At 41.5% G+C, this 22,669-nt stretch carries 25 protein-coding genes; 1 reads left to right on the plus strand and 24 read right to left on the minus strand.

Going from position 1 to position 22,669, the window contains the following annotated elements; all coding sequences use genetic code 11:
• Window positions 1-51: 51 nt before the first annotated feature.
• Genes NSQ17_RS10430 through NSQ17_RS10460 form a run of 7 tightly spaced genes read right to left on the minus strand, consistent with a single transcriptional unit; the run spans window position 52 to window position 5,623 of the window.
• Complete coding sequence (locus tag NSQ17_RS10430) at window positions 52-1,035, minus strand: biotin--[acetyl-CoA-carboxylase] ligase (protein WP_159145777.1); 984 nt, start codon at window positions 1,033-1,035, stop codon at window positions 52-54.
• Window positions 1,008-2,210 (minus strand): CCA tRNA nucleotidyltransferase, encoded by a 1,203-nt coding sequence (locus NSQ17_RS10435; protein ID WP_342467413.1) that lies wholly within the window; start codon window positions 2,208-2,210, stop codon window positions 1,008-1,010. The genes NSQ17_RS10430 and NSQ17_RS10435 overlap by 28 nt, the downstream gene beginning before the upstream one ends.
• The gene (gene bshA / locus NSQ17_RS10440; RefSeq protein ID WP_144679426.1) at window positions 2,203-3,348 is read right to left on the minus strand and encodes an N-acetyl-alpha-D-glucosaminyl L-malate synthase BshA; all 1,146 of its coding nucleotides are present in this window, start codon (window positions 3,346-3,348) and stop codon (window positions 2,203-2,205) included. Before bshA ends, NSQ17_RS10435 begins: the two co-directional genes overlap by 8 nt.
• Window positions 3,349-3,350: 2 nt before the next feature.
• A complete protein-coding gene (gene bshB1, locus NSQ17_RS10445) occupies window positions 3,351-4,055 on the minus strand; it encodes a bacillithiol biosynthesis deacetylase BshB1 (protein ID WP_024718519.1) in 705 nt (234 codons plus the stop codon).
• Window positions 4,042-4,461: a methylglyoxal synthase gene (gene mgsA, locus NSQ17_RS10450; protein WP_342467414.1), complete on the minus strand. Its 420-nt coding sequence runs from the start codon at window positions 4,459-4,461 to the stop codon at window positions 4,042-4,044. The genes bshB1 and mgsA overlap by 14 nt, the downstream gene beginning before the upstream one ends.
• Before the next feature lie 17 nt (window positions 4,462-4,478).
• Window positions 4,479-5,282, minus strand: a complete 804-nt coding sequence (gene dapB, locus NSQ17_RS10455; RefSeq protein ID WP_342467415.1) for a 4-hydroxy-tetrahydrodipicolinate reductase — start codon at window positions 5,280-5,282, stop codon at window positions 4,479-4,481.
• Window positions 5,283-5,287: 5 nt separating this feature from the next.
• Window positions 5,288-5,623, minus strand: a complete 336-nt coding sequence (locus NSQ17_RS10460) for a nucleotide pyrophosphohydrolase (RefSeq protein WP_039165700.1) — start codon at window positions 5,621-5,623, stop codon at window positions 5,288-5,290.
• Window positions 5,624-5,760: 137 nt separating this feature from the next.
• Between NSQ17_RS10460 and NSQ17_RS10465 the strand changes: the two genes are divergently transcribed.
• The gene (locus NSQ17_RS10465) at window positions 5,761-6,633 is read left to right on the plus strand and encodes a YitT family protein (RefSeq protein WP_003215598.1); all 873 of its coding nucleotides are present in this window, start codon (window positions 5,761-5,763) and stop codon (window positions 6,631-6,633) included.
• A 31-nt stretch (window positions 6,634-6,664) separates the two neighbouring features.
• Here NSQ17_RS10465 and ypjB read toward each other — a convergent pair whose 3' ends face one another.
• The 17 genes from ypjB to trpE form a co-directional block, all read right to left on the minus strand.
• On the minus strand, window positions 6,665-7,471 hold the full coding sequence (gene ypjB / locus NSQ17_RS10470) for a sporulation protein YpjB (protein WP_008344572.1): 807 nt from the start codon (window positions 7,469-7,471) through the stop codon (window positions 6,665-6,667).
• Window positions 7,472-7,536: 65 nt separating this feature from the next.
• Window positions 7,537-8,130, minus strand: coding sequence for a DUF1405 domain-containing protein (locus NSQ17_RS10475; RefSeq protein WP_327871821.1), 594 nt, complete (start codon window positions 8,128-8,130; stop codon window positions 7,537-7,539).
• Window positions 8,131-8,232: 102 nt separating this feature from the next.
• Window positions 8,233-9,000: a menaquinol-cytochrome c reductase cytochrome b/c subunit gene (locus NSQ17_RS10480; RefSeq protein ID WP_008344567.1), complete on the minus strand. Its 768-nt coding sequence runs from the start codon at window positions 8,998-9,000 to the stop codon at window positions 8,233-8,235.
• Between the two features lie 41 nt (window positions 9,001-9,041).
• Window positions 9,042-9,716, minus strand: a complete 675-nt coding sequence (gene qcrB / locus NSQ17_RS10485; RefSeq protein WP_003215804.1) for a menaquinol-cytochrome c reductase cytochrome b subunit — start codon at window positions 9,714-9,716, stop codon at window positions 9,042-9,044.
• 2 nt (window positions 9,717-9,718) lie between these two features.
• Window positions 9,719-10,225, minus strand: coding sequence for a ubiquinol-cytochrome c reductase iron-sulfur subunit (locus NSQ17_RS10490; protein WP_007500911.1), 507 nt, complete (start codon window positions 10,223-10,225; stop codon window positions 9,719-9,721).
• Between the two features lie 144 nt (window positions 10,226-10,369).
• A complete protein-coding gene (locus tag NSQ17_RS10495; protein WP_024718515.1) occupies window positions 10,370-10,816 on the minus strand; it encodes a YpiF family protein in 447 nt (148 codons plus the stop codon).
• A 61-nt stretch (window positions 10,817-10,877) separates the two neighbouring features.
• Window positions 10,878-11,417, minus strand: a complete 540-nt coding sequence (locus NSQ17_RS10500; protein WP_008344562.1) for a ReoY family proteolytic degradation factor — start codon at window positions 11,415-11,417, stop codon at window positions 10,878-10,880.
• A gap of 75 nt (window positions 11,418-11,492) precedes the next feature.
• A complete protein-coding gene (locus NSQ17_RS10505) occupies window positions 11,493-12,764 on the minus strand; it encodes a tetratricopeptide repeat protein (RefSeq protein WP_268373056.1) in 1,272 nt (423 codons plus the stop codon).
• Between the two features lie 289 nt (window positions 12,765-13,053).
• Window positions 13,054-14,340: a 3-phosphoshikimate 1-carboxyvinyltransferase gene (gene aroA / locus NSQ17_RS10510; RefSeq protein WP_024718513.1), complete on the minus strand. Its 1,287-nt coding sequence runs from the start codon at window positions 14,338-14,340 to the stop codon at window positions 13,054-13,056.
• A 10-nt stretch (window positions 14,341-14,350) separates the two neighbouring features.
• Window positions 14,351-15,466, minus strand: a complete 1,116-nt coding sequence (locus NSQ17_RS10515) for a prephenate dehydrogenase (RefSeq protein ID WP_342467416.1) — start codon at window positions 15,464-15,466, stop codon at window positions 14,351-14,353.
• Window positions 15,467-15,583: 117 nt separating this feature from the next.
• The gene (gene hisC, locus NSQ17_RS10520) at window positions 15,584-16,681 is read right to left on the minus strand and encodes a histidinol-phosphate transaminase (RefSeq protein ID WP_342467417.1); all 1,098 of its coding nucleotides are present in this window, start codon (window positions 16,679-16,681) and stop codon (window positions 15,584-15,586) included.
• Window positions 16,682-16,692: 11 nt separating this feature from the next.
• Complete coding sequence (gene trpA / locus NSQ17_RS10525; RefSeq protein WP_017359752.1) at window positions 16,693-17,496, minus strand: tryptophan synthase subunit alpha; 804 nt, start codon at window positions 17,494-17,496, stop codon at window positions 16,693-16,695.
• Complete coding sequence (gene trpB / locus NSQ17_RS10530; protein ID WP_142155373.1) at window positions 17,493-18,692, minus strand: tryptophan synthase subunit beta; 1,200 nt, start codon at window positions 18,690-18,692, stop codon at window positions 17,493-17,495. Before trpB ends, trpA begins: the two co-directional genes overlap by 4 nt.
• Window positions 18,673-19,341 carry a phosphoribosylanthranilate isomerase gene (locus NSQ17_RS10535; RefSeq protein WP_342467418.1) on the minus strand — a complete coding sequence of 223 codons (669 nt, stop codon included), beginning with the start codon at window positions 19,339-19,341 and terminating at the stop codon, window positions 18,673-18,675. Before NSQ17_RS10535 ends, trpB begins: the two co-directional genes overlap by 20 nt.
• The gene (trpC, locus tag NSQ17_RS10540; RefSeq protein WP_024718509.1) at window positions 19,338-20,090 is read right to left on the minus strand and encodes an indole-3-glycerol phosphate synthase TrpC; all 753 of its coding nucleotides are present in this window, start codon (window positions 20,088-20,090) and stop codon (window positions 19,338-19,340) included. Before trpC ends, NSQ17_RS10535 begins: the two co-directional genes overlap by 4 nt.
• Complete coding sequence (trpD, locus tag NSQ17_RS10545) at window positions 20,083-21,105, minus strand: anthranilate phosphoribosyltransferase (protein WP_047945942.1); 1,023 nt, start codon at window positions 21,103-21,105, stop codon at window positions 20,083-20,085. Before trpD ends, trpC begins: the two co-directional genes overlap by 8 nt.
• Window positions 21,077-22,624: an anthranilate synthase component I gene (gene trpE, locus NSQ17_RS10550; RefSeq protein WP_342467419.1), complete on the minus strand. Its 1,548-nt coding sequence runs from the start codon at window positions 22,622-22,624 to the stop codon at window positions 21,077-21,079. Before trpE ends, trpD begins: the two co-directional genes overlap by 29 nt.
• Window positions 22,625-22,669 lie beyond the last annotated feature (45 nt).

Below are 22,669 nucleotides of genomic sequence, written 5' to 3' on the forward strand. Positions count from 1 at the left end.
TTTCAGATACTGCCCACACGAAGTATATCAAAAATGTGCCGGGTGTTCCACTTAAGTTGACTTGATCTCGATGTCAGCGGAGTAGATGTTTTGGATTCCGCCCTCCGTTTCGAGTAAGAGGACCCCTTCATCATTAATCCCAAGCGCCGTTCCAGCATATTGTCCATTGACGGTGCGTGCGATGATACGCTTTCCAATGGTCATCGCATACGATTCCCATAATTGTTTGATCGGAGCAAAACCATAAGTCATATATTCATCATACCTTTTTTCAAAGGTGGACATGATGGTTTGAATCAATGCCGCTCTGTCTATCTTTTCACCCAGCTCCATTTGCAAACTCGTCGCAACATCCTTTAATTCTTCAGGAAAATCATTTGCCGTCTGATTCACGTTAATGCCTGGACCAATAATGACTGCGTGAACTTGGTCAGCTTCTGCTTTTAATTCAGTCAAAATACCAACGACCTTTTTTCCGTTTAGCAAAATATCGTTTGGCCATTTGATTGATGGACTGAGACCCGTTTGCTGCGCTATTGCTTCAGCGATGGCGACAGATGCTAAAAGCGTCATTTGCGGCGCTTTGTGCAGCGGTATTTCCGGCCGGAGAATCAAACTCATCCAAATGCCTGTCCCATTTGGTGAATGCCACGTTCTTTGAAGGCGGCCTTTTCCGTTTGTCTGATGATCACTGACAACAAGCGAGCCGTGCGGGGCTCCTTTATTGACGAGGTCATGGGCAATGAGCTGAGTTGAGGCGACTTCTTCTTGAAAGTAAATATGCCTGCCAAACAGCTCTGTTTCCAAACCAAACAGAATTTCGTCTTCACTAATTTTGTCCGGTTTACGAAGCAGCCGGTATCCTTTTCTTCTGACCGCTTCGACCTCATATCCCTCTTTTCGCAAATCCTCTATATGCTTCCATACTGCCGTTCGGGAGCAGCCAAGCTCATCACATATTTGCTGGCTTGAGACAAAATCTTGCTCAGATGCTGTAAATAGTTCAATTAATCGTTTTCTAATCGCTGATCGCACGCTATGAGCCACTCCTCTATGGCTTCTTTTCGGTTTTCAAGCTGGTTTTGCAAAACGGCTTTTTTTACAGAAGCAAGCTCTTCTGCAATCCATTTACCAGCTGGCTTTTGCCGAAAGGCCATCAAATCTTTTCCTGACACTGCAAGGTCTTGAAGCTGTTTAATCGGCAACGCATCATATGAACGTTTCGCCGCCTCCAGCTCATCAAAGAAAATGCGGCGCTCATGTTTGAGCTGCGTGATTTTCATACTAGAAAGCAGGACATGTTCACCAGCTTCAAACATTTTTTCCGCATCCCAGTCACAATCAACATATTTGCTAATGGCAACGGCTTCTTTTAAAAGTTTCGTTGATAACTTCCATTCTTTTAAAAAGGACACCGCCTCCGCCTCATCTAGACCAAGTAAATGGATAAAGGCTCCCCACACCTCATCTAACCCATCCAATAAATAATACGGGAAAGCTTGGAACGTTTCATTCAGCTGTTCCTTTTTGAGGCCGGGCAATTCTTCATACAATTTGGTGGAGATGAGCACCTTGATGGCTTGTTCACAGTAGCGGCCTTTTAAAAGTTTTTCCATTTCGATTTTTTTGCGTTCAACAGATATGTTAGCAAGCAGATGTTTATCTTTTTTCATTGCTTCTTCCGTCTCTTTAGAAAGCTCAAACCCGAGCTGGCTTAAAAACCGCACCGCTCTCATCATCCGAAGCGCATCTTCTTGAAAGCGGCATGCAGGATCTCCAACCGTTTGAATTCGTCTTCGCTTAATATCCCGCTTGCCGCCTACATGGTCAATGATGTCACCATGAATATCCATGGCCACTGCATTGATCGTTAAATCTCTTCTTAAAAGATCTTCTTTTAGTGATGAAATAAACGCCACTTCTTTAGGCCGGCGAAAGTCTTCATATTCTGATTCAGTCCGAAACGTAGTGACCTCATAGCTGACCCCGTCAAGTAACACAATAACAGTGCCATGCTCTTTGCCGACATCTACTGTTTTATCAAATAAAGACTCCACCACATCAGGTGTGGCATCTGTCGCAATATCGATATCTCCAATTTCCCTGCCTAAAAGGACATCTCTCACCGCACCGCCGACAAAATAAGCTTGATACCCATGTTCATGCAGTGTATGTAAAATAGGGATCGCATGTGTGAATGGTTCATTCATCTTCAACATCACCTTCGATCAATTCTAAGTAAAGCTCTTCATACTCTCTCACAATTTTGTTAGAAGAGAAATTGGCTTCAACACTAGACTTGGCTGCCATCGATATTTGCTTATGGAGCGCATTGTCTTTCAGAATAGAGATGGCATGTTTTGCTGCTCCATCTACATCACCAAGCGGAACAAGGAATCCTGTCTCTCCATGTGCAATCACCTCTGGAATTCCTCCAACGTCTGTTCCTATACAAGGTACTCCGCATGCCATTGCTTCAAGTAGTACAAGACCAAAACTCTCTTTCTCAGAAAGCAGCAGCTTCAAATCACTAATCGAATAGAGCTCCTCCACCTTCTCTTGCTTTCCTAAAAATAACACGCGGTCCGTTAATCCAAGCTTTTTCACAAGCTCGCAAACAACCGATTTTTCAGGTCCGTCCCCAATCAGTAGCAGTTTTGCATTCACCTGTTCAGAAATCTGTTTAAACACATGGATTACGTCATGCACCCGCTTCACTTTACGGAAATTTGATACATGGATGACGACCTTCTCATCCTGCAGAAGACCATAATGCGTCTTCAGCACTTCGTGATCTTCACGCAAATATACACGCTCATCGACGAAATTATGGATCGTATCAATTTTTTTATTCGGTTTAATCAGATCGTATGTCTGCGCAGCTAATGAATGTGATACAGCTGTTACGCGGTCAGATGATTCGATCGCAAACCGGATGACTTCCTTTAAAGATGGGTCATAGCCTAAAACCGTAATATCCGTCCCGTGAAGGGTGGTGACGACTTTGACAGACTGTCCAGTCATTTGTTTGGCTAAGAACGCACAGACAGCGTGAGGAACCGCATAATGCGCATGAATAATATCAAGCTTCTCTCGTTTTGCGACTTCTGCGAGTTTACTTGCCAGTGCAAGGTCATAAGGCGGATATTGAAATACAGCATATTGATTGACATCCACCTCATGAAAATAAATATTCGGATACACTTTATTGAGTCTAAACGGAATACTTGAGGTAATGAAATGAACATCGTGCCCTTTTTCAGCTAAACGTTTTCCAAGCTCTGTGGCAATAATGCCCGAACCGCCAACACTCGGATAACAAGTGATTCCGATCTTCAATTTTTTCATAATTACCCCCCAAGTAAGTCATCGTCCATCAAAAGTGGCTTCTTTGTCAGAAACCCTTCTGCAAAAGGTTTATTGACTTCCCTTCCATACATCGACTCTCTCATTTTGACAAAATCGATATAACCATTTACAAGCGGTGTCTCCACTGAACTCTCTGTTTTGACAAATTGGCTTTTATACGCATGTAAGCTATCAATTTTTTGCTTCATCTCGTCTGAGATATCGATCACAAAATCTGGACGATGGTGGCCATTAATCATGTAATAATACATCTGGCTTATTTTATGCGCTGGCTGCTTGTATGAATCTTCAAATTTATGTATACCTGCAGAAAAAGCGGCCTCTTCTACAAGTGAACCCGCATGACCATGATCAGGATGCCGATCTTGGTGGTGCGGGGCAAAAATAAGTCTCGGTTTGTATGTTCGGATGACACCTGCAATTTCTTTCATCGCTTCGTCATTCAGATAAAGTCCTCTATCTGGCAGCGTGAGCTGGATTCGAGTCGTGACGCCTAAAATGGCAGCGGCTGCTCTGGCCTCTTCTTTTCGGCTTTCAACCGTTCCGTTTGAAGATAATTCAGCCTGAGTCAAGTCACAAATCCCAACACGTGCCCCTTTTTTTACGTATTTTGCAATCGTTCCACCCATACCGATCTCTACATCATCGCTATGGGCACCGAATGCAAGGATATCAAGTGGTTTCATGCGTTCCTCCGTTTTTTGCTACATCTCGAAAATCAAACGTACCTTTATCTAAATTCCTGACTAAAATTTCGGCGGTCCCCATATTGGTTGCTAATGGGATGGCATACACATCGCAAAGCCGGATGAGTGCAGATACATCCGGTTCATGCGGCTGTGCAGTGAGAGGGTCTCTAAAAAAGAGCACAAGATCCATTGCATTATCAGCAATCATAGCACCGATCTGCTGATCTCCTCCAAGTGGTCCTGATTGGAAACGATGAATGGGCAGCCCAGTCGCTTCTTTCACTCTTAAACCTGTGGTTCCTGTTGCATAAAGTGTATGATCTGCCAAAAGATCTCGATACGCAATGGCGAATTGAATCATGTCACTTTTTTTCTTATCGTGAGCGATTAAAGCAATGTTCATCAGGGATCCACTCCTTATTAGTCGATAATATTTTCTAAGCCATAGACGAGTTGATCAATATGCATCACCTGTTCAACAGAAAGCTTCACACCTGACATAAAGGATGCACGGTTATAAGAATCATGACGGATCGTGAGCGTCTGTCCGTCCATTCCAAACAGCACTTCTTGATGAGCAATCATGCCTGGAAGCCTTACGCTGTGAAGACGGATGCCATCATAATCTGCTCCTCGAGCACCTTCGATTAGTTCTTTTTCTTCAGGGTGCCCCTGCTTTTTGCTTTCTCTTACTTCAGCAATCATTTCAGCCGTTTTTAGTCCTGTACCGCTCGGAGCGTCCAATTTTTTATCATGATGAAGCTCAATGATTTCAACATCAGGAAAATAATTTGCTGCCATTTTGGCAAACTTCATCATTAAAACAGCACCAACAGCAAAGTTAGGCGCAATAATACAGCCTATCCCTTTTTCTTCTGTTAATTGCTGAAGTTCTTTTAGGTCGTCTTCTGAAAAACCTGTTGTGCCTACGACTGGACGTACGCCATGTTCAAGGGCTTTTTTTGTATGTACTTTCCCGATTTCTGGGGTCGTCAAATCAATTAATACATCCGGTTCTGTTTCTGAAAGACACACGTCAATATCTGTATAAATGGGCGCATCAGATGTTGTATGAAGCACATCTGATAGCTTTTTCCCCTCATGTGTGTGATCAAGTGCTGCTACTAGTTCGAAGTGGCTTGTTTCTTCTGCCAGCTTGACAGCCTCTATCCCCATTCTTCCTCTTGCTCCAGCGATTACTACTTTGATGGTTTGATTCGTCATCTTCTCTACTTCCCTTCTTTTTTCGTCCAGCGGTCTTTGTCTCTTGTATTGAATTTATGCATCACACGATCATGGGCTTCTTCAAGTGATATATTGAGTGAATTGGCAAGGCATGTTAACACAAACAGCACATCGCCAATTTCTTCTTCCATGCTTTTTTCTGTTTCTGATGTTTTTTTCGGCTTTTCTCCATAGTAATGGTTGACCTCTCTTGCCAGCTCACCTAATTCTTCTGTCAGACGGGCCATCATGGCAAGCGGGCTGAAATAGCCTTCTTTAAATTGTCCTATGTAATCATCGACTTCTTGCTGCACGTGACGCAGCGTTTTTTCATTCGTCATGAAGCTCATCCTCCTATCCATCTCTTACATGTTAGCGAAATCATAAATATTTGACAAATGTTTAAAACTCAGTTTGCTTGTTTCTCTTCCATACCATATAATATTATCGCTGTCTAAGCAAAAAAAGGAGTGATCTTTTGCTAAAAGAAATTCGTCTTAAAAATATCGTATTTATTTTAATAGGATCTGCGATTTTTTCTTTCGGCCTTGTTCATTTTAATATGCAGAACAACTTGGCGGAAGGCGGATTTACAGGTATCACACTGCTTTTATATTTTCTATTTCACATTGACCCATCTATTTCAAACCTTGTGTTAAACATTCCGATCTTTTTTATCGGCTGGAAAATGCTTGGCAGAACCATGTTTACATATACAATTGTCGGAACCGTCAGTCTTTCTGTCTTTCTAGCCATCTTCCAGCGCTTTCAAATACATATGCCTCTTCAGCACGATTTAGCCTTAGCCGCACTCTTTGCAGGTGTGTTTATCGGAACAGGCCTCGGAATCATCTTTAAATTCGGCGGGACAACAGGCGGCGTGGACATTATTGCAAGACTGATCAACAAACATTATCAAGTCGCAATGGGAAGAACGATGTTTATCTTCGACGCATGCGTCATTACCATCTCTCTCACCTATTTAAATTACAAAGAAGCCATGTATACACTTGTTGCCGTATTTGTTGCTGCAAAAGTCATCGACTTCATGCAAGAAGGCGCTTACGCTGCCAAAGGAGCGATGATTATTTCTGAAAAGGATGACATCATTCAAAAGAAAATCACAGAGGAAATGGAGCGCGGAGTGACCATTTTAAAGGGTGTCGGCTCCTATACGAAACAGGAACGCAACGTCCTTTACTGCGTCGTTCCAAAAAATGAGCTTGTCCACCTCAAGAGCGTCGTAACTTCCGTCGATCCTCATGCCTTTGTATCAGTGAGTGACGTGCATGACGTACTTGGTGAAGGCTTCACATTAGATGAACATAAAAAGCCGCTCAATCCCCACTAAAAAAAGAAGCCCGATAACGGTGCTTCTTTTTTTATGACTTTGGATAATCGGCTTGTCGCTTTTGCTTTTTTTCTTTTTCAGCACGGTATTTCCTAAACCCAACATACGTTAGAGTGAGTAAAATCATACTTCCTGTTGTTAAGATGACCCATAAAAGCGATGGATCCGCTTCATCTTGATCAACGTTCGCAAACACACTTGATAAATCTTCTTCAAGTTTCGTGAGACGCTCAAGCTTTGTCCCACTCGATGCTTTTAAAAATTCACCTTGTTCAATTACTTCCATGTGCTGCTTAATCGTTTGCAGCTTTTCAGGCGAGATATCAATGGTTAAACTCGGATAAATCATATCATACAATGAAACCAGCTCATTCCAAGTTTCATAGAACGTCGTCGATTCTGGATCTTTTACTTCTTTCTTTAATGTCGGAAAAGACCCCATAATCGGCTTCTCGAGCGAACCCCAAAGAGGTTCCGAATTTGATTGTATCGCATCAAGAAGCATTCTAAACTGAGAGGCATACCGAAGTTTTTCGCGCTCATTTAAGTCTTCCTGCGGGAGTCCTTTAATGATATCTTGATAGCCAAGTGTAATTTGCCGAACCTGCGTATTCGTCAGAGTTCCACGCCAATTCTCAGCTTTAAATGTCTTTTCAGCATACAATGCGACTTGTAATGCCTCATCATATTTAGCTTGTCTCGTTAATTGAAAGATTGAATCTGATAGTTCCGTTAATTCTTGCAGCGCTTTAGCAGCTGTTGTTTCCTCACCTTTTGCAGCAGCTGGATGCAAGACGAGAAATAATAATAGAATCATCGCGATTGACTTTCGTTTCATGCAAGTCCCTCCTAGCCTTTCTCCATACAGCGTATGAAGAAAAGGACAAGGTTAGACCAACATTGTTAAGGGAGCTCAAGCTTGACCGCTTTTTTCGAGATGACAAGATAATACGAAACAAGAAGAACGGCAATACTTAACCAAAACGTCACGTAGCCGATCTCATTTGAATAGGCAGAAAGCATAGAATAACGCGGCATCATTCCAAATACATAATCAATCACATCATTATGTAAAATCCATATGCCTGCTACAACCAAATGACGCATGTGAAAACGATAATACGGCGCAAATAACACAGCCTGTACCGCCATCGCAAAGTGCGAACCAATTAACATATATCCTTCCCACGGAAAATCATCAACAGAAACGAGCACGAAAAGATTCATCCCTACAGCCCATAATCCATATTTGATCAAGGTGACAAGGGCCAGTGCTTCAAAATAAGGAGCATGGCGTTTCATTAGAAAGGCTAGTAATACAAATAAAAAGAAAAAACTTGCCGTCGGACTGTCCGGTACAAAAGGTAAAAAGACAGCCGGCGTCTCTACGAGCTGCGGAATATACCAGTAATAGCCGTACGCAGTGCCAAGAAAGTTGACAATGAGCACGAGCACAAGCATGTAGCGTGTGGCTAGCAGATATTGAATCCATCTCATATTTCTCTTCACTCACGATCTGTTAAAATCAGAAAAAAGCTGACAGCGCCAGCTTTTTTCTCCTTTTGAGTATATCCTTGTACTTGCATTTAAACAACTGAATTATTTAGATTTGACCTCAGATAAATATTTCGAGAGCTTTTCAAGTTCTTCATCGCTGCCTTTAAAAATGCCCTTAGGCATGTTGCCTTTTCCTTCTACAGCGATTTTCGCAATTTCCTCTGGTGCTAAGCCATTGTCAACAAGTGACGGTCCAGCTGCCCCGCCTTGCATATTATCTCCGTGACAGGAGATACATGTCTGCTCTTGATAAATTTTATACTCTTCAGCTGAGGTATCAATCTCTGCTTCTTTCTTGATTTCACCTTGCTTCGCTGCTGCTTCCCAGTCATGAGTAGCAACAGACTCCCATGTTAAATAGGTTGCTGCACCAACTGCAAGAATCATCATCCCAACTGCAATTGGTCTTCGATATGGCCTGCGTTCAGGACCAGAATCAAGAAATGGTGCGAGTAAAAGAGCACCAAACGCAATTCCAGGCATAATCATTGCGCCAACCACCGTATAGCTCCCTGCAGCAAACTCATATTTTAACAACTGGTACAAAAATAGGAAATACCAGTCTGGCAGCGGAATATAGCCCGTATCTGTCGGATCAGCCATCCGCTCAAGCGGAGGTGCATGAACAACAGTTAGGACAAGAAATCCAATTAAAAAAACAGCACCTACAAGCCATTCCTTTAAAAGAAAGTTCGGCCAAAAGGCTTCGGTTTTTCCCGGATATTCGGAATAGTCTTTAGGTATGTTAGGTTTTCTTTCTGCCGGTATTCTGGAATCTCCGACAAACTTCATCCCTTTTCCCCTATGCAAAGTCATCCCCTCCTCATTGAACATTCATCAAACGCAAAATTTTACAGCGGTCCAGAAATTCCTTGCTTACGAATCATAATAAAGTGGGCAGCCATCAGCCCAAATAATGCCGCTGGCAAGAAAAAGACATGGATAGCGAAAAATCTCGTCAGCGTTTGTGCACCTACAATGTCAGGATGACCTGCAAGCAGCGTTTTAATCTCTTTCCCAATGAAAGGTGTCGCCTCTGCAATTTGAAGACCAACCTTCGTCGCAAATAGCGCCTTCATATCCCACGGTAAAAGATACCCTGTAAAACCAAGTCCAAGCATCACAAAGAAAATGAGCACACCGACAATCCAGTTTAGCTCTCTAGGCTTTTTATACGCCCCTTGGAAAAAGACCCTCAGCGTATGTAAAAACATCATAACAATGACTAGACTCGCACCCCAGTGGTGCATCCCTCTTACAATCTGTCCAAATGCCACTTCATTTTGCAAATAATAGACAGATTCCCATGCGTTTTTAATATCCGGTACATAATACATCGTTAAAAACATGCCCGAAAGGACTTGAATGACCGTCACAAAAAACGTTAAACCGCCAAAACAATACACAAAAGCAGAGAAATGATGTGCTGGATTGACGTGCTCAGGCACTTCATGATCCGCAATGTCTCTCCATATCGGTGTGATGTCCAGCCGCTCATCTACCCAATCGTAAATCTTGTTAAGCATCGTTACCCTTCCCCTTTCGGCACAGCTTTTCCAAGATAGAGGTATCCGTCCTTCACTTGCTGCTTATAATGGTCAAGCGGTGCAAGCGGCGGAGTTCCGGGTACGTTTGTACCATCCTTGTCGTACAGCCCATAATGGCATGGGCAGAAAAATTTGTTTGGATTTTTCGGATCACTGTTCCAGTTCACTGTACATCCTAAATGTTTACAGATTGGCGATAAAGCGACAATTTCATCCCCTTCTTTGTACACCCATGCAGACCTAGATTCCTTTGACTCATACCATGCATCTACTTGATCAATTTTAAAGTCAAAGCGCTTCGGTTCTTTTGTCAGTTCATCTACACTGACAACTTGAACCATATCCTGATCCTCTGTTCCTTTTAGCACAGGGTCAAGCGCAAAGCGAACCATAGGCATGAGCATTCCAGCGGCCATAAATCCCCCCACGCCGGTCAACGTGTAATTCAAAAATTGACGCCTGGACACTCCATGTCTCTTCTCGCTCATTTTTTTCTCCCCCCCTCAGGTCGTCAGCTACTTTATAACTGAATTAGAAAAAATTTCATAAAACTAGGACACCCTCATAATATATCAATCTATTCACAAGGTCAACAGCCTAAAAAGCTATGTACAATGCAAATGTAAGGGTTTTTATGAAGGGTTCCATTTTTGTAACAAAAAGTTCAAAATTTGTTCTACACTGTCTTGAATGACTTTTTGCTTTAAATTGACCTTTAAATGCTCAAGCGGAACAGACTGCAATATAAATGCCGATTCGCTCACTTCTAGCTGTTCTTTCCATTTGTTATCAGATGTGATAAACACAACATGCTGAAAATGTTCTTGCAATGATTGTTTTAGTGCAAGTATGTCTTCTTGCTTACGATTATTTACTTCTAAATATGTATATGGAGGAAAAAGAAACACTCTGCCTTTCAGTTGCCTTTCAAGATCCTCTGCCACAAGCATTGTAAACTCACCTAAAGACACGGTTTGTTTGATATGGCTTGCATTTATCCCAACTAATGGAATGATAGCGGTATCAATGTAATCTTTAGATTGTAAAAAGAGATCCGCGTCCTCCGCCTGAAACTTCATCTAGTTCCCCTCTTTCATCACATAAGCCCTGCCTGTATAGGGCAAGGCTTATTGGCTTGGTTTATGATAATAAGCTTAATTCTTTTGCTAACTTATTAAATGTTTCTTGATCATGACGGTCAAGCGCTTCATCGATTTCTTTCATCAGCCGTTCTTTTTGGAAAGTAGCGATAGAATGCTCTAGCACTTTCTCAGCAAGATCTTTATCTTTTTCATTTTCATAAAGATCTTTAGGAATATGAGGATTTGTTTCAAGTACAGCGGCATATTCCGGCGAACGATATGCAGATCGGAAATTCAATTGAATAAACAAATCTTGCTGTTTATTCAAACGAATATCATGAAATGATTTTTCTGCATCTGTCGTCATGATATTTTCTTTATAAAATCTAAAGGGAACTTCATCCACACAGTGTGTTGACATAATAATTCCCCTTGGGCAAAATTCTGCTTGCTCTACAAAATGAACCTTTTCCATCAAAGAGTCGTGACTCATTAAATAATTTAATATCCAAACACACTCTCTTCGCTTTAACTGATAATGGTTTAAGAACCACCGGATAAATTCCTTCTTTTCATTGACAGAAACAGGGGTCTGCATGTTATTCCCTCCTCTATCGTAAATTAAATTTCTATACATGAATTATTCAACAAACCAGTTCTTCATTCCTGCAAACTATAAGGAAATTTCGTCTTCAATTCTTAAAATCGTTTCTTCAATTTCTTCATTCGTGCCATCTTTCTGAAGAACTTTTCGTAATAACGGCAAGGCTTCTTTTTGTCTGCCTTCTTCTAAAAGGAACGAAGCATATTCATATAAAAAGTCACGTTCCTCATCAAAATCAGGCAGAGCAAGTTTGAAATACTCAGCGGCTTCATCGTATTCTTCTCGTCCGACAGAAGCAGAAGCAGCATACCAATTCCATTTTGGATCTTCTTCCCCAAAGCTTTTAACCTCTTTAATCACATCCAGAATTTCATCAAACAGCTCTTCATTTAAATAGATCGCAAGCAGCGTTTGAACCGCTTCAATATATCCTGGATCAAGAGCAAGTGCTTCTTGAAGCAATTTTTTCGCATCTTCCGAATGGCCATTTTTTAAATCAATCTTTGCCCCATATAAATATAACTCTTTGTTATACTCATCCACTTTAATTCCTTCTTTTACTATCTCTAAAGCTTCATGATATAGTCCTTCTTCCTCATAGCTTTTGGCTAAAGGCATATAAAGTGACGAATACGAAGGATCAATATCTTTTAGTTCAGAGAGCTGCTGAATAGCCGTTTTCGTTCTGCCAGCCCTCATCGCTGTAAATCCGTAGCCAAAAAGTGTATTTGGATCCACTTGATCCTTTACAGCCTTTTCATACCATTCAAGGGCATCTTCAAATTCTCCAGCTGTGCTTAATGATTCAGCGAGCCGCTGATATACATTGACACCACCAATTTCATTTTGTTGATCGGCCACTTTGTAGAAATAGTCGGATGCTTTCTTTGAAAGACCTTGAGAAAAATACAATTCCCCTAAAGCAAAATCAATGACGGCTTCATGAGGTAGTAACTCTTTCGCTTTTAAAAGCTTTTGTTCACTAACTTCAAATAGTCCTTGCATTTGATACAAATCTGCCATTAACAATAAACTCTCTGGATACGCATCGTCATCTTCAGGAATCGTTTCAAGAACTGCTATTGCCTTCTCTTCTTCATCAGAGTCTATTAACAGCTCTGCATAAAAACAGGTTAATCCTGTTTCTTCTGGATATAAATCATGTAAATCACTAATGAGATTCCGTGCTTTATCAATATCTCCCCAGTCATAATATAACTGAGCTGCCTGCGCTTTTTCTTCATCATGAAGATGCTTCTCTGCTTGAGCAAGTGTTTGGAGTCCCTTTTCAGTCTCACCCGCCTCAACTAATTTTATGGCTTCTTGTAATGAACTATTCAAATCAAACCGTTCCTTTCTGTTTCCAAAAACCTAAACTGTTGTTACTTCATATCATAATCGACAGCTGCATATCCAGCAAATATGTTGCTCTTTTAACATGAAGCCATTTTTGTGTTTTGAAGACTCTTTTTCAATCAATACTTTACTAAACTGATGATTTGTAAACCGAATACACTAAAAAATTGTTTTTGAATCAGCAAAATGCTCTTTTTCAAGGTTTCACCTTGAGACAAGCTATGCTATAGTTCTTTCAAATATGCAAAAGGAAAGAAAAAGCCTGAGGAAATCCTCAGACTGTTTGCGTTAAGTATTCAATGTGTTCAAAGAAATTTGGGTAAGATACACGTACTGCATCTGTATCTTCAATCTCGATTGCTTGCTCTGTTATACATGCCGCAATTCCTAACATCATACCAATTCGATGATCTCCGTAGCTTGAGACGACTGCGCCGCCTTTAAGACTCGTTTTACCATGAATCTTCATTCCATCATCTGTTGCTTCAATATGAGCACCTAGTTTTTTAAGTTCTGAAACGACTGTATCAATACGATTGGTTTCTTTCACTTTTAATTCAGCAGCATCTTTAATGATCGTTGTTCCTTCTGCTTGAGTAGCTAGGAGCGCAATAATAGGAATTTCGTCGATCAGTCTAGAGATCATATCACCTGAAATGTCGATCCCTTTTAATGAAGAGGTAGAGATCGTTAAATCACCGTACGGTTCTCCGCCTTTAGCATCCACTTCTTGAATGTCGAGGTCTGCACCCATTTGTTTTAGCACATCTATAATACCAGTTCTCGTTTTGTTCAAACCGACATTTCTCAATACAATCCGGCTGTTTGGAACGATAGATCCAGCCACTAAGAAAAATGCAGCTGAAGAAATATCTCCAGGGACAAATACATCTGTTGCTTTTAACGTTTGTCCACCTTCAATTGAAACACTTTGTGCATCTTCATGTAGCGAGACACCAAACATTGATAACATTCTTTCGGTATGGTCTCTTGATTTATGCGGTTCAGTTAACGTCGTTGTTCCTTCTGCCTGCAGTCCAGCTAGAAGGACAGCCGACTTAATCTGGGCACTGGCAACTGGAGACTCATAAGAGATAGCTTTTAAATTACCCCCACGTATAGAAAGCGGTGTATACTCGCCATTTGCTCTGCCATCTATCTTGGCTCCTAATTGTCTTAGCGGACCTGTTACCCGTTTCATCGGTCTTTTGGCAATACTTTCGTCTCCGATCAGCGTACTGTGGAACTCACAGCCAGCCAAGATTCCCATCATTAAACGAATGGTCGTGCCAGAGTTACCGACATCGAGAATATCACTCGGCTCTTTAAGTCCTTTTAGTCCCTTACCATGAATGACAACATCTGTACCTTTTTGTTCGATGTCGACACCCATCTTTCTAAAACAATCGATCGTGCTTAAACAATCAGCGCCAGGAAGAAAGTTTTTTACTACTGTAGTCCCGTCAGCAATAGCGCCAAACATCACAGATCTATGAGAAATGGATTTATCTCCTGGAATATGAATTTCTCCATTCATAGGAGCACTTTTATGAATTTTCATGTTCCTCACCTCAATCAGCATAAAATGTATCGTAATTTGCTCTATTTTTTATACAGAGTTCTGCCCGCTTTCGATCATTATCTGTTTGAAAACTAATGCGTAAAATCCCGTTAATGTCTTCTCGCGTTTCAATAATACGGATATTTGTAATACTGATGTTTTCATTTGCTAGATATCCTGTAATTTCCGAAATAACACCTGGATGATCCGGCACATCGACATAAAGATCATAAAAAGCAGGGATCGCTCCTTTTTTCCTCAGAGGCAGGCCGTCGCGATATTCCTTGGCCTCTTGGAAATAAGAGAATAACCCCTCAGCATCTTCTTGTTGCACAAAGGATTCAATGCGGTCAATCTCTTTTTTCCATTCATGAAATCGGTCTAAAATCTTGTTTTTATTGTGCAAAAGGATATCGCGCCACATTGCAGGATTACTTGATGCAATACGGGTAATATCTCGAAAGCCTCCAGCAGCAAACCGTTTTACAAGAGGAAATTCTTCCTCAAAATGATGCGCTTGATGCACAAGACTGGCAGCGACGATGTGTGGAAAGTGACTAATCACACTTGTCACAGCATCATGTTCTTCGGGTGTCATTTCAATGAAATGAGCATTGGTTCCCTTCAGCAGATCCTTCAAACGGTCAACAGCCTGACGACTTGTTACCTTTGCTGGCGTTAAAATGTAGAATGCATTTTCAAATAAAAAGTCTTTTGCTGCAATAACACCTGACTTATGAGACCCTGCCATCGGATGCCCACCAATAAATTGGTAATGATCAGGCAACGTTTTTTCAGCAAAATGAACGACCTTTTGCTTTGTGCTCCCTACATCTGTAATCGTGAGCTCTCTTTCAATACCAGATGCCGCAATATCACTTAACATTTTGACGGTTTGTTGTACTGGCGTTGCCAAAATAATCGTTGCTGATGCTTTTAAGCCTTCCATCAAGGACTCGGCAGTCACGTCGATGATTCCTAGTTTTGTTGCAGCAATCATTTGTTCTTTAGAGACATCATAGCCTACAATTTTTTTATGTGGAAATTCTTTTTTAATCGACAGTGCAATAGAACCACCAATTAAACCGAGCCCAGCGATTAATATGGTTTCGTTTGCTTCATTCATGTTCATCACCTGATTTTTCGCGTAAATTAAACAAGCTGTTTCAATAGCTTATATGTATATTGGATGAGTTACAACGAAAGCCATATCCCATAAACAGGATATGACTTCATTGTTATGCTACGCACGAATGCCTTGTAATAAATCGGCAAGTGTAGTTAGGATTTCTTCATTTTGCTCCTTTGTTCCAACAGTAATACGTAAAGAAGTTGGGAATCCGAGAGCTTGACCAGATCGAACGATATAGCCCTTTTTCAAAAGTGCATTGAACAGCTCATCTGCGTCTCTTTTAAAATCAATCAGCACAAAGTTTGTTTGAGATGGATAGATAAACAATCCAAAACGGTCTGCAAATTCTTGATATTGTTTAAGACCTGCTTCATTTTTTTGTCTGCACGATTGAATGAAGTCTTGATCTTTAATGGCTGCACGTGCAGCTGCCTGAGCGATACGACTTGTATTAAAGGGCTCTCTCGCAGGTTCAATGGCGGTAATCAACTCCTCTGAGGCAACCCCATAACCTACTCGAAGTGCCGCAAGTCCATATGCTTTAGAGAACGTGCGCAGTACAATGACATTTTGATAGGCTTTTAATAGAGATAAACTGTTCGGAAAGTCTTCCGCGCGAACATATTCAAAATATGCTTCATCTAGAACGACAAGCACGTGAGCAGGCACTTGATCTAAAAACGATACGAGCTCAGATTCTGACAAATGATTTCCTGTCGGATTGTTCGGGTTACACACCCAAACGACTTTTGTGTTGTCATCCATCGCATCCAGCATTCCCTTTAGATCATGAGCTCCACCATTTAGAAGTGGTACTTCTCTAATCTCTGCATGCTCAATCACTGCATTGTGACGGTATTGCGGGAATGACGGAGATGGGATCACCGTATTTGTATGTTGATCAAGGAATGCCCTAGCAATAATTTGCACAAGTTCATCTGAGCCATTCCCGAATATTAATTGTTTTTCATTTACTTGAAGAAAATCAGCCAGTTCCGTTCTTAAACTTGCGCTGTATCCGTCTGGATAAATCGCTAAATGTTCAAGTTCAGCTTGTATGGCCTCTCTTGCATGTGTAGAACATCCAAAAGGGTTTTCATTTGAAGCCAATTTCACAATTTTGTCTAATTGATATTCTTTTTTGACCTCTTCAATTGGTTTCCCAGGTTGATACGGTTTTAGCTGTTTTAATTGATCTTTGATTTGCAAAATGTTTCACCTCATTTGAATGAATAGAGGGGACTAAATGTTTTTGCATATGTTTCAAATTCTCTTAAAGCCTCTTGGCGTGTATCACTTGCTACTAATTGTTCTTGAAGCTCTTCAATTTTTTTGACAAGCGCACTGCCGACAACGACACCATCACTCATTTTATTCATTGAGTCTACTTGTTCTCTTGTTGAAATACCAAAACCTACAGCAACTGGTATTTGACTCAACTGTTTCACTTGTTGAATAAAATCTGTAATCGATGCGTCGAAAGATTGTCTAACACCTGTGACGCCGAGAGATGAAACACAATACACAAAACCTTCTGCCTGCTCTACAATTTTTTCTAATCGTTCCTTGCTTGTTGGTGCAACGAGTGATATATATGAAATGTCGTGTGCTTGACAGTTCTTCTGCAGCTCGCTGCTCTCTTCAAAAGGCAAGTCGGGTGTTAAGAGTCCCGAAATATGATTTTTGCGCAGTAAAGCGAAAAAGTATTCTGTGTCTAATTGTAACACAGGATTATAATACGTAAATAGAATTACAGGAATTTTTACGCCGTTTTTTTTCATCTTTCCTGCTAATTCTATCGCTTTTACGATATTCATACCATGATGAAGTGCTCTTTTAGAAGCTCTTTGAATGACGGGGCCGTCCGCTAACGGATCGGAATACGGAACACCTAGTTCAATCGCATGTGCCCCTGCTGCTTGAAGCGCGAGGGCTAAATCAATGGTGATCTCTTCTGATGGATCACCCGCTGTAATAAATGGAATAAATAATTTCTGACCTTGCTCTAATTGAAATGTGATCATTTTGTTTCACCCTCACTTTCAAGCACATTCATTAATGTATGCACGTCCTTATCTCCTCTGCCTGACAAGCAGACAAGAACAATGTCGTCTTCCCTCATGTTCTGGCTCATTTCAAACGCTTTAGCTAAAGCATGTGCAGATTCGATCGCTGGCAGGATTCCTTCTTTTTCTGTGAGCAGCTTTAACGCATCTAGTGCTTCTTGATCTGTCGCACTCACATATTGAACCCGGCCGCTCGCATGCAAATACGCATGCTCTGGTCCGATCCCCGGATAGTCTAATCCAGCTGAAATCGAATAAGGCTCAATAATTTGACCAAATTCGTCTTGGATCAAGTATGTCAAAGATCCATGTATGACACCTTTTGTCCCTTTCGTGATGGTCGCTGCATGAAGCGGAGTGTCGATTCCTTTCCCAGCAGCTTCTACACCAATGATATCGACTTCTTCATCTAAGAACGCCCGGTACATTCCTATCGCATTGCTCCCGCCGCCAACACAGGCAACGACTTTATGAGGAAGCTGCCCTTCCTTTTCAAGTATCTGGGCTTTTGCCTCATCTCCGATCATCCGCTGAAATTCACTGACGATTTGAGGATACGGATGAGGTCCAACGACTGAGCCGATCATATAAAAGTGGTCACTGCAATGCTGGACCCAATAGCGGATGGCTTCATTGGTTGCATCCTTTAATGTTCCGTTCCCGCTTGTGACAGGTATGACTTCAGCGCCGAGCAGTTTCATTCGGAACACATTGAGTGATTGTCTTTCCACATCTTCTTTTCCCATAAATACAGTGCAGGATAAACCGAATTTTGCGGCCACCGTTGCAGCAGCTACACCGTGCTGACCTGCTCCTGTTTCGGCGATGATATTTGATTTCCCCATTTTTTTCGCTAGCAGTGCCTGCCCAAGCGCATTGTTAATTTTATGAGCGCCTGTATGGTTTAAATCTTCTCTTTTTAAATAGATTTTAGCACCGCCGAGATATGCCGATAATTGATCAGCGTATGTGAGTGCAGTTGGTCTGCCTGAATAGTTTTTCAAAAGCGATATATATTCCTTTTGAAAAGCAGGGTCTTCTTTTAATTCACGAAAAGCTTGTTCGATCTCTTCTAGTGGCTGCATGAGCGTTTCAGGAACGAATTTCCCTCCAAATTCTCCATATCTGCCAATCTCATTTGGATATGCGTACATGGTTCAACATCCTTTCTTCGAGCACTTTCATCTTTGTACTGCTTTTCTTTCCGTTTTCTTCTATACCGCTTGAAAGGTCTATGGCGTCTGGACCAAAAGCAAGCAGATCTATTATGGTGTCTGGCGTGATCCCGCCAGCAATGGCGCAAGTTTTCCCCAGTTGTTTTGCATGCTGAACATATGAAGGCACCGCCTCCCATGCAAAAGCTGTTCCAGAACCGCCTCTCATTCCTTTTACTTTCGCATCAATGAGAAAACCGTCGACACTTGGAGCAAATGCCGTCATATGTTCAAGTGTGTCGTTTACATCAGGCTCGTGATGGAACACTTTCCAAACGAGCGCCTTCGTTTGCTGTTTGATGTCATTTGCAACTTCTGGCGTCTCATCGCCATGAAGCTGCACAATATCTAAGGGGAGGTTGTTTGTGATCTCGCACACTTTTGGTGTTTTTTCATTCACAAATACCCCCACTATCTCTTTTTTGCATTTTACTTGTGACAGCCAGTGTTTCACTTGATCTGGATCAACTCGTCTTTTACTCGGCGCAAAAATAAAACCGATGGCATCCGCTTGGGATTGCGAGATGCATGCGACATCCTCTTGTGAGACAGCCCCGCAATATTTTAAGTAAGGCTTACTTTTCTTCATTCTCCGAACAATGCCTGAACGGCTTTCTCCTGTGATTGTTCCCTCATTAAAGATTCACCAACAAGAACGGCATTTGCTCCGTGCTGTTTCACAAAGGTCAGATCATCAAATGTCTTTATCCCGCTTTCACTTACTAGTAATACGTCTTTTGGAACAAGTGGCGCAATCTCTTTTGTTTGTTCAACAGTTGTTGTAAACGTATTGAGATTCCGGTTGTTCACACCGATAATCTCAGGGGTGAATAGGTGTAAAATCTTTTCTAGTGTATGTGCTGCATGTACTTCAACGAGGACATCCAGTCCTTTTTCTTTCGCTTCTGTATAGAGCTCATACAGCTTTTGCGGCTCAAGCACCTCTCCAATTAATAAAATGGCATCTGCCCCTATCCGTTTCGATTCTTCTACTTGTATAGAGTCAATAATGAAATCTTTTCTTAAAATAGGACGTGTGATGTGTTCTTTAATAAGAGACAAATATTCGTTTTTCCCTTGGAAAAACGGTTCATCCGTTAAGACAGATAAACAATCTGCATTTGATGCTTCGTATGCTTTTGCTGTCTGTAAAGGATCAAAATGAGGCTGAATGATTCCTTTGGAAGGAGACGCTTTTTTCACCTCAGCAATCAGTCCGATCGAGCGGTGAGGATTCATAAGGGCTTCTTTAAATGATTGTCTTTCATAATGTCCTTCCTCAGGTAATTGCAAGGTTTGCACATGTTCTTTTTTACGGGCGATAATTTGATTAAGCATAGATCTCTTCCTCTTTCGTTTTTTGTTTTAGACGGGCTAATTGTTCTTTAGCTGATCCGTTTTTGATCGTTTCTAATGCTTTCATTGTGCCTGCCATCAGACTCTCTGCTTTTCCTGCCACATATAATGCGGCCCCAGCATTAAGCGCTGTAATATGAAGCGGTGCTCCACCCGCTTGATAATTCAATATATTCTGAATCAATTTGGCGCTTTCTTCTGGTGATTGAACCTGAATGTCTGATAAATGCCCTTTTTCAAGTCCGAAGTCTTCTGGGTTTAACGTATATTCTGTCATGACACCTTTTTTGAGTTCAATGATGTATGAATTTGCTGTAATGGTTAATTCATCCAGCCCATCATCTCCGCAAACAAACAGGACATGTTCTGGCTCTAAAGGAGCAAGAGCTTTCGCCATGAGCTTTGCCTTTTCCTTTGCATACACACCGATGATTTGCTTTTTGGCCTGCATCGGGTGGCAAAGCGGTCCTAATAAGTTAAATACCGTCCGAAATCCGAGCTGCTTGCGTACGGCGGCTACTTGTTTCATAGAAGAATGATAGAGCGGTGCAAATAAAAAGCCCATGTTTTTCTGCTGTATTTGCCGTCTTGTTTCTTCAGGTGTGGATTGAATTTGAATACCAAGACATTCTAGCACGTCAGCACTCCCGCTTTTAGAGGAGACGGAACGATTTCCGTGCTTGGCGATTTTCGCCCCAGCAGCCGAAGCAACGATGGCAGCGGCTGTTGATATATTAAATGTTGATAAACCGTCGCCTCCTGTCCCGCACGTATCAACGACATCAAGTGACCTTTCTACTGGTGCTGCATGCTGCCTCATGGCTTTCACAAAGCCTGTCATTTCTTCGGCGGTTTCTCCTCGATGCGCTAAAATAGATAGACTAGCAGCGACTTCAGCATCTGTTAACGAGCCGCTCATCATATCATGCATCAGGTCATTCGCTTCTTTTTCTGATAGTTTTCCTCCATTAACAAGAGCTGATAGTCGTTGATTCATTTGGCACACTCTCCTTTTCTGAGAAAATATGTTCAGCAAGCTGAATGGCTTTTAGAAGTGCTCCTGCCTTATTACATGTCTCTTCCCATTCGTTTTCTGGAACGGAATCAGCGACAATGCCGGCGCCTGCTTGTATAGAAGCAGTCTGATGTTTGACGCTCATTGTGCGAATGGTAATACAGGAATCGATATTGCCGTCGAAACCAATATAGGCAATACAGCCGCCATACGTCTCTCTTGGCTCAGGCTCCATTTCGTTTAATAATTGCATCGCCCTAATTTTGGGGGCGCCTGTCAATGTGCCTGCTGGGAAAGCGGACATAAGTGCGTCTACTGGATGTGTATCCTGCTTCAACTTCCCTGTCACAATAGAAATAATGTGCATGACGTGCGAAAAATTTACGACTTTTGTAAAAGTTGGGACAGACACACTGCCGTATTCTGCCACACGTCCCACATCATTTCGAGCCAGATCCACCAGCATGTAATGTTCTGCTTTTTCTTTTTCATCATCGAGCAACTCTCTTGCTAGTGCATCATCTTCTTCTTTTGTCATTCCTCGTTTTCTTGTACCAGCAATTGGATGGATTTCTAAGTGGCCGTTTTTCGCATGGATTAATCGTTCTGGCGAGCTTCCGACTAAGTCTCGATCTTTTAATTTCATAAAATACATATACGGTGATGGATTGACGATCCGAAGCACACGATATAATTCAAATGAGCTCACTGTCACTGGAATGTCAAAACGCTGAGAAAGTACACCCTGGAAGATATCACCCGCTCGAATATACTCCTTGATTTTTTCGACATCCTTTAAAAATTTTGCTTTTTCATAGGTAGACGTCACCTGTTCAAACGAAGGGGGTTCATTCATATTCCCTGAGATAATCAGTTCTTTCATATCAATTTTTGTATGAAGCTGCTGTACCATCAGTTCAAGCTGCTTTTGATTTTCTCGATAAACCAGAATTTTTTCTTCCTCTGTTTCATGACCGTTCAGCTGCGTGTACTGAATAAAATGAACTTGGTTTGTTTCGTGATCAAATGCAACCATTGTTTGGCAAACAAATAATGTGCAATTATCTGTTGTTGATGCATTCGGATGCGGCTTGACAGACGGCTCAATGTTTGGAATGAGGTCGTAACTTAAGTACCCTACGGCTCCGCCAGTAAATGGAATATCAATTTCAGGTGTCTTGATTTGATATTGCTCTTTCATCCAGTCAAGCAACTCTTTCAGCTCCGCTTTTTGCATCACTGTCTTTCCCGCAGCGTCACGAGCAATATAATGGTCTTGCTCGTCATGTAATGTTAAAAAAGGATGTAATCCGATAAAGGAATATCTCGACCAGCTAGAAGATTCGTCTTTGCTTTCTAGCAAATACACAATATCCTGTTTCAGTTTCTCAACAATTTGAATGGGTGAGAGCGTATCAACTGTAATGGTTTCAACAATCGGGATGGTTTTGTAAAACTGACTGTCTCTTAAAAATTGGGTAAGGTTTGATTGGGATTTCATAAGCACACTCCTTAAATGGAATTAAGGAGAATGAGGGGACATCTT

Source organism: Bacillus sp. FSL W8-0629 (assembly GCF_038593225.1).
Lineage (GTDB): Bacteria > Bacillota > Bacilli > Bacillales > Bacillaceae > Bacillus > Bacillus altitudinis.

What these genes read in the sequence shown, in the direction of transcription:
- NSQ17_RS10515 (WP_342467416.1), bottom strand. Translation starts at nt 15,466, where the DNA reads ATGAATGAAGCAAACGAAACCATATTAATCGCTGGGCTCGGTTTAATT.
- NSQ17_RS10460 (WP_039165700.1), bottom strand. Translation starts at nt 5,623, where the DNA reads ATGACGAATGAAAAAACGCTGCGTCACGTGCAGCAAGAAGTCGATGAT.
- mgsA (WP_342467414.1), bottom strand. Translation starts at nt 4,461, where the DNA reads ATGAACATTGCTTTAATCGCTCACGATAAGAAAAAAAGTGACATGATT.
- NSQ17_RS10490 (WP_007500911.1), bottom strand. Translation starts at nt 10,225, where the DNA reads ATGAGCGAGAAGAGACATGGAGTGTCCAGGCGTCAATTTTTGAATTAC.
- NSQ17_RS10500 (WP_008344562.1), bottom strand. Translation starts at nt 11,417, where the DNA reads ATGCAGACCCCTGTTTCTGTCAATGAAAAGAAGGAATTTATCCGGTGG.
- bshB1 (WP_024718519.1), bottom strand. Translation starts at nt 4,055, where the DNA reads ATGAAACCACTTGATATCCTTGCATTCGGTGCCCATAGCGATGATGTA.
- ypjB (WP_008344572.1), bottom strand. Translation starts at nt 7,471, where the DNA reads ATGAAACGAAAGTCAATCGCGATGATTCTATTATTATTTCTCGTCTTG.
- bshA (WP_144679426.1), bottom strand. Translation starts at nt 3,348, where the DNA reads ATGAAAAAATTGAAGATCGGAATCACTTGTTATCCGAGTGTTGGCGGT.
- qcrB (WP_003215804.1), bottom strand. Translation starts at nt 9,716, where the DNA reads ATGCTTAACAAGATTTACGATTGGGTAGATGAGCGGCTGGACATCACA.
- trpC (WP_024718509.1), bottom strand. Translation starts at nt 20,090, where the DNA reads ATGCTTAATCAAATTATCGCCCGTAAAAAAGAACATGTGCAAACCTTG.
- NSQ17_RS10475 (WP_327871821.1), bottom strand. Translation starts at nt 8,130, where the DNA reads ATGAGATGGATTCAATATCTGCTAGCCACACGCTACATGCTTGTGCTC.
- trpD (WP_047945942.1), bottom strand. Translation starts at nt 21,105, where the DNA reads ATGAATCAACGACTATCAGCTCTTGTTAATGGAGGAAAACTATCAGAA.
- dapB (WP_342467415.1), bottom strand. Translation starts at nt 5,282, where the DNA reads ATGACGAATCAAACCATCAAAGTAGTAATCGCTGGAGCAAGAGGAAGA.
- NSQ17_RS10495 (WP_024718515.1), bottom strand. Translation starts at nt 10,816, where the DNA reads ATGAAGTTTCAGGCGGAGGACGCGGATCTCTTTTTACAATCTAAAGAT.
- trpA (WP_017359752.1), bottom strand. Translation starts at nt 17,496, where the DNA reads ATGATCACATTTCAATTAGAGCAAGGTCAGAAATTATTTATTCCATTT.
- trpB (WP_142155373.1), bottom strand. Translation starts at nt 18,692, where the DNA reads ATGTACGCATATCCAAATGAGATTGGCAGATATGGAGAATTTGGAGGG.
- NSQ17_RS10535 (WP_342467418.1), bottom strand. Translation starts at nt 19,341, where the DNA reads ATGAAGAAAAGTAAGCCTTACTTAAAATATTGCGGGGCTGTCTCACAA.
- NSQ17_RS10435 (WP_342467413.1), bottom strand. Translation starts at nt 2,210, where the DNA reads ATGAATGAACCATTCACACATGCGATCCCTATTTTACATACACTGCAT.
- aroA (WP_024718513.1), bottom strand. Translation starts at nt 14,340, where the DNA reads ATGAAAATTCATAAAAGTGCTCCTATGAATGGAGAAATTCATATTCCA.
- trpE (WP_342467419.1), bottom strand. Translation starts at nt 22,624, where the DNA reads ATGAAATCCCAATCAAACCTTACCCAATTTTTAAGAGACAGTCAGTTT.